Source organism: Clostridium simiarum, assembly GCF_018919175.1.
Classification (GTDB): domain Bacteria; phylum Bacillota; class Clostridia; order Clostridiales; family Clostridiaceae; genus Clostridium_L; species Clostridium_L simiarum.
This window is the reverse complement of the sequence record NZ_JAHLQL010000008.1, coordinates 20,584-36,763: the sequence shown is the minus strand read 5'-3', so window position 1 is coordinate 36,763 and position 16,180 is coordinate 20,584. Positions and strand designations below refer to the sequence as shown.

The 16,180-nt window shown below is 28.6% G+C and carries 15 protein-coding genes; all 15 read right to left on the bottom strand.

Annotation, left to right across the window (positions count from 1 at the left end; all coding sequences use genetic code 11):
- Positions 1-11 precede the first annotated feature (11 nt).
- Complete coding sequence (cas3, locus tag KQI89_RS16070; RefSeq protein ID WP_216457945.1) at positions 12-2,324, bottom strand: CRISPR-associated helicase Cas3'; 2,313 nt, start codon at positions 2,322-2,324, stop codon at positions 12-14.
- Positions 2,308-2,976: a type I-B CRISPR-associated protein Cas5b gene (cas5b, locus tag KQI89_RS16065; protein WP_216457944.1), complete on the bottom strand. Its 669-nt coding sequence runs from the start codon at positions 2,974-2,976 to the stop codon at positions 2,308-2,310. Before cas5b ends, cas3 begins: the two co-directional genes overlap by 17 nt.
- Before the next feature lie 20 nt (positions 2,977-2,996).
- Entirely contained in the window at positions 2,997-3,917 is a 921-nt protein-coding gene (cas7b, locus tag KQI89_RS16060; protein WP_216457943.1) for a type I-B CRISPR-associated protein Cas7/Csh2, read from the bottom strand.
- Between the two features lies 1 nt (position 3,918).
- Positions 3,919-5,604, bottom strand: coding sequence for a TIGR02556 family CRISPR-associated protein (locus KQI89_RS16055; RefSeq protein ID WP_216457942.1), 1,686 nt, complete (start codon positions 5,602-5,604; stop codon positions 3,919-3,921).
- A gap of 223 nt (positions 5,605-5,827) precedes the next feature.
- Positions 5,828-6,439 (bottom strand): CRISPR-associated protein Cas4, encoded by a 612-nt coding sequence (gene cas4 / locus KQI89_RS16050; protein ID WP_216457941.1) that lies wholly within the window; start codon positions 6,437-6,439, stop codon positions 5,828-5,830.
- Positions 6,414-6,704, bottom strand: a complete 291-nt coding sequence (gene cas2 / locus KQI89_RS16045) for a CRISPR-associated endonuclease Cas2 (protein WP_216457940.1) — start codon at positions 6,702-6,704, stop codon at positions 6,414-6,416. Before cas2 ends, cas4 begins: the two co-directional genes overlap by 26 nt.
- The gene (cas1, locus tag KQI89_RS16040) at positions 6,704-7,690 is read right to left on the bottom strand and encodes a CRISPR-associated endonuclease Cas1 (RefSeq protein ID WP_216457939.1); all 987 of its coding nucleotides are present in this window, start codon (positions 7,688-7,690) and stop codon (positions 6,704-6,706) included. The genes cas2 and cas1 overlap by 1 nt, the downstream gene beginning before the upstream one ends.
- An 826-nt stretch (positions 7,691-8,516) precedes the next feature.
- Complete coding sequence (locus KQI89_RS16035; protein ID WP_032123167.1) at positions 8,517-9,008, bottom strand: dihydrofolate reductase; 492 nt, start codon at positions 9,006-9,008, stop codon at positions 8,517-8,519.
- On the bottom strand, positions 9,009-9,803 hold the full coding sequence (locus KQI89_RS16030) for a thymidylate synthase (RefSeq protein WP_032123168.1): 795 nt from the start codon (positions 9,801-9,803) through the stop codon (positions 9,009-9,011).
- 470 nt (positions 9,804-10,273) lie between these two features.
- Positions 10,274-11,074, bottom strand: coding sequence for a MurR/RpiR family transcriptional regulator (locus tag KQI89_RS16025; protein ID WP_216457938.1), 801 nt, complete (start codon positions 11,072-11,074; stop codon positions 10,274-10,276).
- Between the two features lie 96 nt (positions 11,075-11,170).
- The gene (locus tag KQI89_RS16020) at positions 11,171-12,520 is read right to left on the bottom strand and encodes a 6-phospho-beta-glucosidase (protein ID WP_216457937.1); all 1,350 of its coding nucleotides are present in this window, start codon (positions 12,518-12,520) and stop codon (positions 11,171-11,173) included.
- Positions 12,521-12,610: 90 nt separating this feature from the next.
- Positions 12,611-13,177 (bottom strand): hypothetical protein, encoded by a 567-nt coding sequence (locus tag KQI89_RS16015; RefSeq protein ID WP_216457936.1) that lies wholly within the window; start codon positions 13,175-13,177, stop codon positions 12,611-12,613.
- The gene (locus tag KQI89_RS16010; RefSeq protein ID WP_216457935.1) at positions 13,174-14,034 is read right to left on the bottom strand and encodes a hypothetical protein; all 861 of its coding nucleotides are present in this window, start codon (positions 14,032-14,034) and stop codon (positions 13,174-13,176) included. The genes KQI89_RS16015 and KQI89_RS16010 overlap by 4 nt, the downstream gene beginning before the upstream one ends.
- Positions 14,035-14,325: 291 nt before the next feature.
- Positions 14,326-15,615: an ArnT family glycosyltransferase gene (locus tag KQI89_RS16005; RefSeq protein ID WP_216457934.1), complete on the bottom strand. Its 1,290-nt coding sequence runs from the start codon at positions 15,613-15,615 to the stop codon at positions 14,326-14,328.
- A gap of 32 nt (positions 15,616-15,647) precedes the next feature.
- Positions 15,648-15,992, bottom strand: a complete 345-nt coding sequence (locus KQI89_RS16000) for a DMT family transporter (protein WP_032123174.1) — start codon at positions 15,990-15,992, stop codon at positions 15,648-15,650.
- Positions 15,993-16,180 lie beyond the last annotated feature (188 nt).

Sequence of the window (16,180 nt, the reverse complement as noted above, 5' to 3'; positions counted from 1 at the left end):
AAATTCCCTCCTTAAATACAAGTAGTACTTCTTCTTATTATTCCCCTATTTTTATCGTAATCTTCTTTATTTAAAAAATTGCTTCCCTTTATCTCATGTACCATATCTATCACATCATTTTTATTTACAGCTATTCTATATTTATTTAGTGTTCTCCAAGCATTCACAATTTGTTGATCTTCATAATCTTCACTGTTCTCAATTATTTTTATACAATCTTCTGATTCACTGTTATATCTAATAATAACATCTATTTTATTCTTATTTTCTTCTATTAATTCCAACTTTCTAATGCTTTGTAATCTTAATGCTTTTATATTTTCACAGTATTCTGTATATTCTTGCAAACTTTTATTTTTGGTCACTTCTCTTAACTTTGAGAAATACATATTGTTAATTTCCCACAATTCACTTTCTTCAATTTTTTCTCTACCATCTAGTATTTTCAACGTAGCTTCTAATAGTGGTCCTGAATAAATATGTGAAGCAAATGTTTTTTGACTTTCACCTATTAACCTATAAATCTTAACTATCCCTTTACCATTAACTCCATTTCTATTAGCTCTTCCTGCTGATTGATTTATACAATCCATTGGTGCTATATCTCTGTATACAACATCAAAGTCTAAATCTACCCCAGCTTCAATTAACTGCGTTGATACTAATATATATTTTTCTTTGCTACTTTTGATTTCTTTTATTATCTTTAATCTTACCTCTGGAATAATTTCTGTACTTAAATATATTATTTTCCTAGTTCCATTTAATTCTTCTTTTAAAAAATCAAATACATCTAAAGTTGACTTTACAGTGTTTAATATTATAAGAAAACTTTTATTTTTATTTTCCTCTATATCATTAATTAATATCTCTTTAAAATCATCTAAATTTAACATATTTTCAGTATGATTTTCAAATATTATTCTATTCATTTTATTAAATATAACATCATTATTCTTAACTAATTCTTTTCCTTGTAAAAATAAAGGTTTAGTTGCTGTTACTGTTATAACGTAACAATTAAATTTATCACATAATATACTAAATAAATCTTCAACTATTGGATAATACTTAGGTGGTATCGCTTGAACCTCATCTAATATTATTATTGATCCAGCAAGTTTATGGAATCTATGCATTATTGCATTCAAACCTGATTTAAACATAGTATTAAACAATTGAACAAATGTTGTGGTTATAACTGTGCTTTGCCAGTTATCTACCAAAAATCTTGCATCATAATTTCTGTATTCTTTCTCTTCACTATCCCTATACTCTATTGGTGACATAGAATGATGTTTTAGTATTAAATCACTTGTTACATCAACATTATTCAAGTTTATTATTTCTTCTAATACATCATAGTTTTGGTCTATAACACTCATAAAAGGAATATTATAAATTATATTAGGTATTATCATCTTCTCATCTATTAATCTTTCGCTTAACCTAAATGCTGCACCATAGGCAGATATGGTTTTACCTGTTCCTGTTGGTACATTAATAGACAATATCCTATCCTTATCCAAATCTATATTATTTATTGAATCTATAGTGTTATTATATATATCATCTCTAATATTAAATAATAGTGATTTTTCTATATTAGGAATTTTATTTATTAAATCCTCTCTTAATTTATTTTTATACCTTTTAGTAAACTTATCAGTAAATATCCCCTTATTTTTAAATGTATTTCCTGTGATTAATTGAGTTTTATCTCCTGTCAATAACAATGACCATAAATATTGAAGCCATATAAACTCTTCTTCTTGTTCTTTTATAGATTTCTTTTTTATAACTGCTGCTCTTTTTATATAACTTAACTTTACTTCTTTAATAAGACTTCCATCTTTCATTTTATCAAAGAATTCTTTTAAATCCTTATTATATATAACTTGTAACTCATCTATATTTTTTCTTATATCTTCACTTATATCTTTAAGATTTTTTTCATTATCAGTACTAAAAAAACTATTATCAATATCTATGTTACCATGATGTCGCTTCACACATATAAAGCCCAACATCTTCCAACAACCAGGTAGCATATAATAAGTAAAATAAGCCGATATTTCACCATGTTGTTTCAGTTCCCCGTAATATCTTCCTTGCAAATACTCTTGGAAATAAGAACTTGCCTTTCCAAAGTCATGGCATAGCCCTATGGTTTTTACCACTTCTTCTAACTCATCATTTATAACACCATTATATTTTGTAGTATTCAAAGCTATTTCTGCAACACCAGTTAGGTGGTCAACTAGAAGTTGATCACCTTTACTGTTAGCAAATATATGAGATTTTAATTTAAAAGAAGTACACATTAGAGTCACCCACCTTTAAAACATAATTTAATTGTGCAACCATGCTTCCTCCTGGTACAAATACAACTTTTTCATATTTAACATATTCTCGAGTTTTTTCATTTTTTACTGGAATTCTATCAAGACAAAGTTGCACATCCTGATTCTTCTCCAATATAATTTGCTCTTTAGGTATTGTACAATTAACTAATCCAATTTCTTGTGATACATTATTTACTTCTTCTATACCTTCAAATTGCAACTTTGCTATATGTTCACTAGCACCTAAATAGGGGGTAAATGTATAACTTCTATTTACTAACACCCTTTTTATTTCATTTAATTTTTCATCTGAATCTATAACATAAATTCTATAACATACATCTCTTAAAAACTCTATTCTTGACGGAAATGTAGGTGAGCCATTATTTTTAATTTGTGGCACTAAATTAAAGCTTTGTGTATCTTTTTTTATAGGTTTTAATACTTCAATTCCTATCTTCATTTCCTTAGTATACTCATATAAATCTTCATAATCTATTCCCATTATTGCACCTATAAGACCTTTTATAGCTATAGGATGCATAACAGTGTAGGTTAATGCAGAAGTTGTTGTGTAAGGACACCTAAACCTTGCAAAATCTCCAGATGCTCTAAAACTTAAAGCCTTCATTATACACACCTCAAAGCTTTCTACATGTATATAAGATTAAATTCTTCTGATATATTTTCAACTTTTACTTTCGGATGAATATATATATTTACTTTTTTAATAACATCTTTATGCAAATCTACAAATCTTTTTAAGTTTAAAAAATCAAAAGTAAATTCATCTATTCCTCTTAATGCCAAATCTTCTTTATCATATTTTACATCTACATAATCAAGCTCACCGTCTATATAATTTTTATTATATATTACTTCAACTAATATTCTAGGCATTTGATTTTTTGATGTACTTTTATAGTTTCTAATACCAGATAATAATATATCCTTAAAGTCTTCTAATTCTTCGTCAGTTACTTTTATACCTTGTCTTTTTGCACATTGATCATTATATACCATATATGTTCTAAATAATGCATAAGGAGTATAGTATTTTGACCATATTGTTCCTTGTACTTTACCTTCACCTGACGTAAATGATGCTGTTCCTTGTGCAAATTTTATTTCAGCCTCATGTATACTTTTACTCCACATAACTTGAAGTGGTCCGGTTATATTAAATTTAGGTTCTGTCACAACTGCTCCAAATAATTTAACATCTATATAATCTGATTTTAATAATGATTCCAACCCTAATTTACCTTTTTCCGTTAACTCCTTTACTTTTTTTTTGTCTGTTTCATCCTTTACGAAATTATCTAATATTATTTTATTTGCTACTCCTTTACAATCTAGATACTTATCTTTATCATCTTTAGTTGCTCTAACAAATACTTTTAATCCTCTATCATCTGCTTCTTCTCTAAAATATCTTTTTATCCTAACATCAGACATCTCTAGTTTTCCTGTGCTTTCATCATATCTAGGTCTATTTTCATTTATCATATCACCATTAGCATTTGCCATAGTACAATCTGTAAATAATAAAAATTCTCTTGTATTAGCCATTTTAGATTTCCTCCCCAGTTTCTTGTATTTGTTCATTTATATCAGTATCTACATTAGATGTACTCTCTCCGTCTTTTTTAAAGTAACTATCCATTCCCCAAAAAAATATATATTTAGCTTCATCTGAACTTAACTTACCATTAGGATTAGCCATTAACTCTTTTGATTCTGTAAGCATATCTTTAATCCATACTGATGAAATTCTATATTTTATCATTTTATCACTTAGTAAATTGCTAAAATATATAAAGTCCTTAAAGTCAAACCTTCTTGCAAAAAAGAAATTTTTATCTAAGGAACTTCTATCTGCTAACTTTCCTTCTTCTGTTGAGTTGCCTTTTTTTATCATATAATTAACATAATTATAGGCCATACCAATTAAAAACCATGCCTTCTTTTCACTACTATTAAAATAACTTGGATTATCCAAGAACAATTCTTTATAATCACTATATTTGGTCATAACCTTAAATCCTCCCTCTAAGCATCCACAATCAACTAAGAAATTATAGACTTTACCTATATTACTGATAGTAAATTTATTTTTTCCATTTATAAACTCATATTTATGAACCATCATAGCTCTAGTGAAAAAAGTATTTCTTTGAATACTTTTTCCTGAAAATATAGCATCTACTATTCTAAGCTTCTCTTTATTAGTAGTTTCAATTCCTTTCAATCCTACCTTAATAGCAGTTGAAAAATTTATAATATTATATAACTTAATGCCATATTTATTAAGTAAAATAGCTAGTTCGCTAAATCTGGACGGTAGCATACTTTTTATTGTATGCTGTATATAAAATGTTTTATTTCCATCCTTATCAAAGAAAATTATATCTGTTTCTGTATTTCCTTTGCCTAATAACTCTAAAACTATTTCTTCATCATCATATATATTAGATATAAAATTTTTCTTATCTTCATTAATAATTGTGCTGTTTTCATACATTGCTTCTGTTTGTTCATTAAAATTATGTGGTAAAAACATTACACTCTTATCAATCCAATAGGTAGTTAATTTATCTTCAATATACTGTTTCCCAATTAAAATATCATTCAAGCAGTTTTTACACATAGTTACTCCAAATTTATCTTTTTCATCTATAGAACCATAAACTTCCTTATCATTGGTATAAAACTTATAAGTTGTAGTATTAAAAACCTCCTTTTTTTCTCCACAAAAATGGCATATATGTTTTCCACCTATAGATTTAAATCTAGTAGCATACATTTTATCTAAAAATTTATCCTTCAATAAATCGTATGGATATTTCCCATTTAATAATATTACTACTATAAAATTTTTATTTTGACTCCTTATCTTTTGATAAATTATATCTCTAACTTCATCATAATGATCTTCAACATCACAATAAGCTAATGTGGTCTTTATTTTCTTATCAAATTTTTCTATTTCCTTTGAATCATCTTTATAAAAATCTGCTCTCATAGCACCCCCTTGAGCATCATTACCTGCTTGATAAAAAAGCGCTTTAGTAGTTATATCTCCATAAAATTCTTCACTTTGTGTTTCTATTTCACCATTATCCTTAATATCTATAAGAAGAATTTCTTTTACTGTATCCCCTTCAATTTTGTTAACTAAACTTCTTACAATATCAACTTCTGTTATTCCATTATTTTCTCTTAAGTATGCTCCAATATCTCTTATTGCATTTATCATTCTTTCACCTCCTAATTTAAATTTCATTATTATTATCTTCATTTTTATAAATTTTATACTTTAGTAATATCTATATCTTATAAGTAATATATTTTATATGTATATTTTATCATATAATTGTCAAATATTAATAAATACAGTAAAATAAGTTTTGAAATGTAATGTCTATTTCTTATTAGAATCCATTAAAACAAGGTTAAAGGGAGATTAAATCTCCCTTTTATTATTTTTCACATATATTTCTATAACAACAGTCAATACATCTGGCTTTACTTGATGTGGCTTTTGGATAATATCCATCTATAATCTTTTTATAATCATTAATAGATTTAATAGATTTCTTTTTTAACTTATCATCAAACTCAATCTCTTTAAGTAAATTTTTACTTCTTAAATATACTAAAAACAATTTATTTACTTTAGCTTTATATAGCTCTTCAATAACTAACCCATACATAGCCATCTGAGTTTTATAAGTTTCAAAATCTTTATCTTTATACTCTGCAAATTTGTAATCTAATGGTGCATATGTTCCATCATTTAGCAGATATATTTCATCTACTATCCCTTTTATTCCATACTTTTTAGACACTATATATTTCTCCTGCTCCTTGCTTACTCCACCTATTCTTTTTCTAACTTGCTTCACATTTTGTGATTTCTTATCTAAATGTTTTTCTCTTCCTATTTGTACCTTAAATCTATTTTCTTCATATTGTCTTATTCCTAGGTTCTTCATAAAGTATATAAATCTAGGACAATATAAAAATTCTATTATATCTGAAGGTCTTACATACTCCTCAAATTCACTAAAGGAATTTTGATATAATTTCATTACTAATCAACTCCCTATCAAAACCATTGCCAATTATATCTGTATCATAGATATAATCTTTACTAGTTGGAAAAATGTATATAGAATCTGTACCTTCATTTACTAACCTTTCCATGATAATCTTAAGCTCATCTTTTTGATTTTTATTAAGTTCACCTAAAAAAATACTCTTTTGAACCCTATATAATCCTTTATTCTTGCATGCTTTAACTGCTGTATTTCTAGATTTATTCTCTGAAATATCATACATTACCCAATAAAGCATCACATCACCTCATTTAAAATTTTATTGGCAATGTTATGACAATCATATTGAATTACATTATTAAGCCTTATAACTCTGCCTTTATATTTAATTTTTTCTTCAAATCTACCATTTACAGCCTCTATTAATGTTTGTTTACCTAACTTATTTAGCCAATACCCTCCACCTTCTATCTTATCAAACATATCTTGTTTCACTTTTCTCTTAGAAAACAAGCTAAAAACAACCTCATCCATATAACCTCTATACATTTCTATAAGATCAAAAACCAGAGCTGTTCTATTGTAATTATCCGTATGCATTATTCCTATATATGGATCTAATCCTGCAATTATACACGAACTTTCTACCCTTGAATAAAGAACTCCGTAAGCATAATTAAGCATACAATTAAATTGATCACTAGCTGGGTTTTTACTTCTACCCTTAAATTTATATTTCTCGGGTATCAACTCTCCCAAAGTACTAAAATACCTTCTAGCACAGTAACCCTCATGTCCTTCCATTGTTCCCCTTATAATATCTATAGGTACATTGTTTAACATGGATAACGCACACTTGTGATCTTCCATATCTTTAATAGCTTTATCTATCAACTCAATTTTTTCATCACTTCTATTTAATTTAAGCTTATTTAGATGATTTATTTGGTTACTTATTTTTTGATCAATCCATTCTTTAACAAATTCTGTTCCCATAGGTAATTCATTTAATTTTAATTGATGTCTTCTTATTGTAGTTATACTACCTAATTTTGAATGCCATACCCTAGCAAAAGGTTTTCCACTATACTCCAAAAACACAACATCAATATTGTTTTCTATTGCCAACTTTAATGCATCTGTTGTTATTAACGCAGATGTTGTTATTAATATTTTTTCTACCTTTTTACTTGAAAACTCTTGTTTAACTCCATCTATCGTAACTTGAAATCGTTCATCAACTTTACTAATATGTGCTCCCCTTGAGTTAATTACTAATTCCATAAACATATCCACTCCTTATCATTTATATCTTAATTGTGGACATGCTTTTACCTTTTTATTCTTCTTATTGACTTTTTCCTAATTATTAACCTATAAAATTTTTTCTCTTATTAAATAGTCAAAAGCCCTCCCTAAAAAGAGATGGCTTCTGATTATTTATATAATATAGCTTGTGACCTTATTGTTGATTGGAGTATACCTAATTTGATAGACACATAGAAAAGTATGTATAATAACTACATAGAGAAGCATGTGTTTAAAAATGGGAAAAAGAAGAGAGTTTTCAGTAGAATATAAATCATCTAAAGAATACAAAAGAGATTATTACCTAAAGTTAAGAACATCTTCTTAATTTTTAAAAAGCTAATTTCAGGGTAGGGGAAGCATCTGAGGTATGTTACTTATATTTAAATTATTTTAACCATTATACATAGGAATGAATTAATTGAAATTCTAAGAAATCTGAGAAAAATCGTACATTCTATATGTCTATTTTACTGAAAACATTCCAAATCTTTGCGAAATAATTATATTTGTCTGGAGAAAAAAGTCAAAGCACAGCTAAATCCAATAAGCATAATTAGCATTTACCGTTATATCCATACGCTCTTAAAATACTAATTAAGGGGGTCAGAAATGATATAATCCCCTTTTTATTATACATTTCTTATTTTCCCTGTATAACTTTAGGATGTATATCAAAATGACTCCCCTTTAAAATTGATATATTATAAACACAATTCTACAACATAGACTAATTTTCCAATCTTAAATTCTCATAAATACCACTTGCATAGATTCTTACTACCTTAAAAGCCTTCTAATCTTACTTAATTCTTTCATAATCTAGGTATTCATAGTCATAGGGGTTTTCTTCATCTCTTATGCCCTTTTCCCTATAAACAACCTTCCATTGCTTTTCATTAAAATCAGGGAAAAATGTATCTGCATCAAAATCCGCATAGACTTTTGTAATATAAAGTTTGTCTGTGTAAGGCAGTAAAAGCTTATATATTTCTCCTCCACCCACTACAAAATGCTCTTTTGAATCTTCCATATAAGGCTTTAAATCTTCTATAGAGTGTATAACTGTAACTCTTTCATCTTCTATTTTAAAGTTCCTATTTCTAGTAAGTATTATGTGATGTCTATTAGGCAAAACCCTTGGAAGGGATTGAAAGTTCTTTCTTCCAAGAATTATTGTATGACCTGTAGTTATATCCTTAAACCTTTTTAAATCCCTTGGAATCCTAACTAAAAGATCATTATCTTTTCCTATGGCATTATTATTAGCTACAGCCACAATTGCACTTAACATCTATACTGCCACCTCCATTTTTATAGATGGATGATGATTATAATCTATAAGCTTTATATCTTCTATGGTAAAATCATAAAAATTATTTATTTCTGGATTTATCCAAAGCTTTGGAGCTTCATAAGCCTCCTTCTCTCTTGTAAGCTGAAGCTTCATACCCTCTACTTGATTGTCATATATATGAGCATTATTAATAACGTGGGTAAATAAGCCTGGTTTTAAACCTGTAACTTTCGCTATAAGATGAGCCAACACAGCATATTGGGTCATATTAAAGGGCACTCCTAATGGAATATCTGCTGAACGCTGTACTAACATGCAGTTTAATCTACCATCTGTAACATCCCACATGGTCATAAAAGCACAAGGGTATAGTGATCCCCCATCTAAATGAGGTATTTGCCAAAGGCTCATTATATGCCTTCTTCCTTGGGGATCATTTTTTAAACCTTCAATTAGTTTATCTATTTGATTATATTCTTTAACTACCCACCCATAGGATGTTCCTATAGTTCCATCTTCCTTCACCCATTCATCCCAAATATGCACATTTTGCTCATTAAGCTTTTTTACATCATTGGATTGATCTTTATATATCCACAAAAGTTCCTTTACAGCAGTTTTAAAAGCTACAAACTTTGTAGTTAGTATTGGAAACTCTTTTTCAAGATTAAACTGCATAATCTTGTGAGGTAATTTATAAGTAGGTATTCCTGTTCTATTCTCTGTTTCATAATATCCATTATCTAATATATCTTTCACTAAATCTAAATATTGCTTATCAGCAATGCTCATGAAAATCAACTCCTTATAATATCTCCTGTGCAAGGTATCCTAAATTTCTCTTAAGGATATTTTACATATTAACACTATTATACTAATGCTTACACCTAAATTCTATCATGAAATTCTCTTATTCCTGAAAATTTTTCATTAATGTAGTACATTGAATTAATAATGTGGACTATTTACCATAGCTTATCCACAGAAATGTATGTTTTGTTAATAGTTTGTGGATAAGTATGTGCATTATGGTGTAGAAATAAGGTAAAACCTACATTTTTATAGCTTTTAACCTTTATGACAAGTTTTTTATCCACATGACACAAAGGTGTTTTTTCTAAACTTATCCACAAAAATCAAGAGTTGTCCACAAAATTATGTTGATAAGTTGTTAGTTATGTGTTAATTGACGTGGATTACTTGTGTAAAAGTCGTAATTTATTAATATAGGGTACCTTTTAATGGGTATAATTCCTTCACTTTCAATTATATAAAAACACATATCTATAATACATAAGGTCAATTATGCTTAATAGGGCATATCTTCCTCCTAGTAAAAACTCTTCTTTATCCGTATTCTTATTGCCAAATAATATAACTAAATCTGCATCCTCTAAAAAGTCCACTTTTGGATTTTGAGTTATAACTACTAATTTACTTTTGGATTCCTTTATCTTATTTACTAAATCAGTTTTACCTACTCTTCCAGCTATAGACAAAATTATAGCTAAAGAACCTTCATCTGACTCCTCTGCACATTTTAATTGCTCCTTAACATCTACAAAAGCAGTTACAAACTTTCCTAAAGCTAATAATTTTGCTTGTATCTCCATGGACATATATTGAGAAAATTGCATACCAAAAAAATTTATCTTTTTATGCTGATAGATAAGTTCAAGCAATTTATCTAGCTTTCTTATGTCCAAATTGTTGCAGGTCTCTTTTAAGTGATTATTAATGACACCATAAAAGTTCTTAACCATTGAACTTGGATCTATATCACTTTTCTCACCGAAATCTGGGTGAAAAGATATATCTCTTTTATAATACCCTAATACTAGCTCTACCTTTTCTTTAAAATCACCAAAGCTTTCATAACCTAATTTTTTTATAAAGCGGCTAATGGTAGAAGTGGATGTATAGCACATATCTGCTAATTGATTTATATTAAGCCTTGGCACCTCTTTTATATTTTGTAGCATTGTCCACGCAATGGTATAGTATACATCCTTTTCTTTATTAGAGTTAACAAAAAACAATAGTCTATAAATTACCTCTCCCACTTTCATCCCCTCCTACTTAAATATTATAGAATATTTAAGTAAAATCATCAAAAAAAGAGAAGCCCTAGAACTTCTCTTAAATTACAAATTTAATATTTATTTTAACTTACCTTCTTCTATTTTTTCTATAGAATCTTTAAATTGAGGTAGATAATCCTTATGAGCTATTAAAAGCTCATTTAGCACTTCTCTAGCAACAGTACCTGCTGGAACCATTGGATTTATTGTAAAGGCTTGTAGCGCCTTACCATAGTCTCCTGTAACTGCTGCTTCTATAGTTAACTCTTCCATAGCTTTCATAAGCTGTATTTGCCCACGTGCTGCAGCATTAAATTTACCAAAAGTAATTGGCTTTGGTCCGCTACCTGTAATGTAGCTACTTATCTCTACTGCTGAGTCATATGGCAAATCTGTTACTGCTCCATTATTTCTTGTATCAACTACCATTATGCTTCTTTTATCATTATGGATTGAACTTATAATCTCACAAGCAGCATCAGAATAGTGTGCTCCTCCACGTTGATTTAATTGCTCTGGTTTAACCTTTAAGTTAGGATCTTTATATAATTCAAATAACTCTGCTTCAACTCTTTTAACCTTTTCTGCTCGGGTATTATTATTTTTAAATTCTTCTAACTCTTCATGAAGCATATCATCATGCATATAATAATACCTATGGTATGCACAAGGAAGCATCTCTAAATCACGAATTTGCTCTTCCATAAACTTAATTCCTGATATATTTTCTACTACTTTATTATCTCCATTGAACATTTCATTAATTATATCTAAGGTTAATTCATTTCCTTCCTTATCATAAACCCTATGCCAGTGATAATGATTTAAACCTGCATAATGGAAAAATAGCTCTTCTGGATTTTTTCCTAACATTTCAGATTCTTTTATAGTATGCATAATAGGAACATTGCATAAGCCTACTACTTTATTGTAGTTACCGTACTTAAGCACTGCCTCTGTAACCATTCCAGCAGGATTTGTAAAGTTTACAAGCCAAGCATTTGGACATAACTCTTTCATGTCTTCAACTATACCAAGTATTACAGGAATTGTTCTAAAGGCTTTAAACATTCCTCCTGCTCCATTGGTTTCTTGACCTAACATTCCATGACTTAAAGGAATACGTTCATCTTTAATACGAGCATCTAATAGTCCCACACGTAATTGTGTAGATACAAAATCCGCATCCTTTAAGGCAGCCCTGCGATCTAAGGTTAAATGAACCTCCCAATCTAGCCCTGCCTCTTTCACCATACGCCTTGCTAGGTTACCTACTATTTCTAATTTTTCTTTTCCGTCCTCTATATCTACTAACCAAATTTCCTTAATTGGAAGTTCATCCTTACGTTTAATAAAACCTTCTATTAACTCTGGAGTGTAGCTTGATCCTCCACCTATGGTAACAATTTTAATTTTATTATTTTTCATTGTAACCCCTCCTACTTTCTCTCTGTTAACTTAGTTATAATACTAGTTTAACAGATATAGCAGGCAGTGATTTTCAAATTATGAAAATCACTATTTTAAATTAAAATCCATCTTTCTAGTCTTGTTTAATAACACTAAAAAGCATATATTCCAAAAGGCTAATCCTATGGAGAAAAATATTATAAAATCCTTTATGCTTTTAATATTTAAATTTATATTAAATATTAAAAGTAACATACTTATAGAGCATATAACCGTATATGCTTTTATAAAATTCATAAAGCTCCTAGAAGTATGCTCATATTTTTTTGTCATTTCACTAAATCCCCTACAAAGATTATATACAAAGTATATATTAATTAAGACCACTATTATGGTATATAAAATGTCCAAAGGATAAAAGTTGCTTAAAAAATTTAAGTTCATGCCATCTCTAGCTTCTCCATACTTAATAGAGTAAGGGATGTTTATAAGTACTAAAAATCTAGCTACATGTATGGCTTTTGTAAAGTATAAGCTATGCTCCACTAAGTCCTTTAATCCATAAATTATTATAATAAATCCTAAAGAATTATTAAGTATATCTATAAAGCCTATATTAATATCAAGAGATATAAATAAAAACCCAACCATAATTCTTTTAATTGCTTTATTCACATCTCTCCCTCCTTATCTCTTAAAGATTCCTTAGTAGACTTTATATCAATATTTGCATCATTAGGAACTATATTTACATTTAAGGTTTTTGTTCCCTTACTTCCATCCATTGATTCGTAAACAACTTCTATTGGGTAATTAAAGACTAAGCCTTCTTTAGAAGCCTTTTTTACCAACTTTGAAACATCAACTTTTATAATAATTACTTCTTCTGATTCTACATAAAATGGCAGGGTTCTTTTTGTAATATTATCACTATTATATGGTATATAATCTGAAAACACCTCTATATCATCTTCACTATGCTTATCTTTAACTTCCAATATCCTCATGGCTTCTGAAGGGAAAAGCGTAAACTGGTATTTTTCTTCATTAAGCTGTCTACCTCGGTCAGATAAGATTTCTTCTCCTCTAGTTTTTACATTCTCTTTTTTAAAACTTAAATTACCTATAGGTACGGTTTCTACCTTCTCTCCATAGTGTATGGTTATTTCTTTATATGAACCAACAGTCTCATCTTGCATAAAACCCCTAAAAGAATCCCTTCCATTAGGATTTATATCTATAGCCCTTAGTCGTAAAGCACCTGGTTTATTATAATTATAATTATCATTATATTGATTATTAATATTAAACTTATAATTACCTATGCCTATGTTTGTTATTTTATCCTTTTCATTAATTACTTTATTATCTAAAAAGTATAATGTAAACATCTCCCCTTGTTCCAAATCATAATAATGCTGTAAGAAACAGGGCTTGTCTAATTTATTGTTATAATAATAGATTAGATTTCCTATATAACTGAAAGAAATTATACAAACTATGCCTATATAGATTTTTTTATAGCTTTTCATAAAATCCCCCTCTTTTATCTATACCCCTATTAATCCTTAACTCCTTGATTGAAATTCATTTATTTCATCACTGCCATTTTTAATATGTTTTCCTCTTTGATAACCTTTACACTATTTTTAATAAAATAAGCTTTAGATGAAGTAAGATTCACCTAAAGCTTACTTTTATCCTATTACCACAGTTACTAATACTTCTTTATTCACCTAGACAATCCCCTTTAAGGTTTAGCCTAAGAAAAGTAATTTTTATAAGCACCCTCACCTAAACCTAGGAATTATCCTCTATCATGGTTACTCTCCAAAGAAAAGATAGGTTGCATAAATCATAAATATAAACATTGTAGGGTATCCATATCTTGAAAATGTTATATATGGTATATGGGTGATGTAGAAAAATATTAATACAAAGAAAAGTATCTTTCCACTGGAGATTGATGATTTAGTTGAAGCTCTATAAATTCCTAGGGAATAGGAGTCATAACTTCTAGAACTTATATTTTTACTCCTTCTAGCTTTTCTTAAATACTTTATCATACCTATAATTCCAAGTATCAATATTAGTATATGATATATCATTACTACTACTCGGCTTATGCCCCATATTTCCTTCCAATAAAAAGCAACTGTCCAAAGGGTTAATCCTTTATCTATAAAATACCACTTTGCATAAGCAAAAGGTCTTTTTAGCATCACATGCTTAAATCTATATTTCACATTTTCTATATATAATTTGTTTTGTTCAATTACATCATCAGAGCGCTCTGGTGCATAATAATCTATACTTTCATCATAGTTTATATAAGAACCTTCTACCATAGGATTCCCTGAGGATAGAGTAAGTGGGATGAATTCACCAAATACCTTATAGTTTCTAACCCACCAAGGACTCATTATTATGGCGAAAACTACAGTAGTAACTATACCAAACTTTAGCATATCCCTTATTTCATACTTTTTATATATCCACATAAATAATATAACCATAGGAAAGGCTGCAATAGTAGGCCTATATAATGTGGCTAAGCCCCAGACAGCCCCTCCCCATATATAGTATTTAAACTGTTTTTCTTCTATGGCGTAAATGGATATATAAATTAAAAGCACCAAAAAAAACTTAAATATGGTTTCCGTAAGTATCACATTGGTGGCCCAAATTTCCGGTATGTAGAAAACGTCTATTATAGCCGCCCAAAATCCAACTCTACTATTAAATAACTTTCTTCCTATAAAAAATATTATGAATATAGAAAGACTTTGTAAAACCCCTTGAAATATCCTAAAAGCCATTACTCCTTCTACTCTTCCAAAAATTTTCATAAAAAAAGCTAAGGTATAAGAGATTCCTGGCATTATAAATACTGTTTTCTCCCCTGGATTATGATACGACAGTATACCTGTATCTAATATAGTCCACGCACTTCTTATGTATCTAACGTCATCGTTATCCATTTTTTCGTAGCTACCCAGAAGATTGTAATCCCCATATTTTAATGAGGTTATGACGCAAATTATAAAAAATAAAGCAGTAATTATGTATAAGGCATATTTTATGTTCTTTTTTTCATATTTCATACTAAACATAAACCATTAAACTCCTCTTCTCTTTCTAATTTTTACTTAGCTACAAAAAAGGCTCCTAATAGTATAAGCATTATTCCAAACCATCTAGTAGGTGGAATATACTCTTTAAACACTATTATTCCTACAAAGGCTGCTAAAACATAGCATAGACTTTGTAATGGATAAATCAAGGATAAATCTGACTTTGACAGTATGTAAAGCCAGATAACTGTTGCTACGGCATATATGACAAGCCCTGAAAATATGTAAGGCTGAAATATCACCTTAAATATACCACTTAAACTAAGCTCAAGCTTTACGCTTTCCATACCTATTTTCCATAGGGTTTGTCCTGCTACTAAAAGTATTATGTTTATCATTAGCAAAATGTATATCATTATATAGTCGTCTCCTTTACTTTGATTTGATAATAAGGCAATTTCCTAAGTTAAGTTTGGGTTTTGCCCTTTTAATTTTATAAAGTATATTGATTATGTAAAAAATATAGCATACTTATGTTATACCTACAACGCTTCTTAGTAAATTCTTCTAACAGAAAGTACCCATATATATAATAAAACCCTAT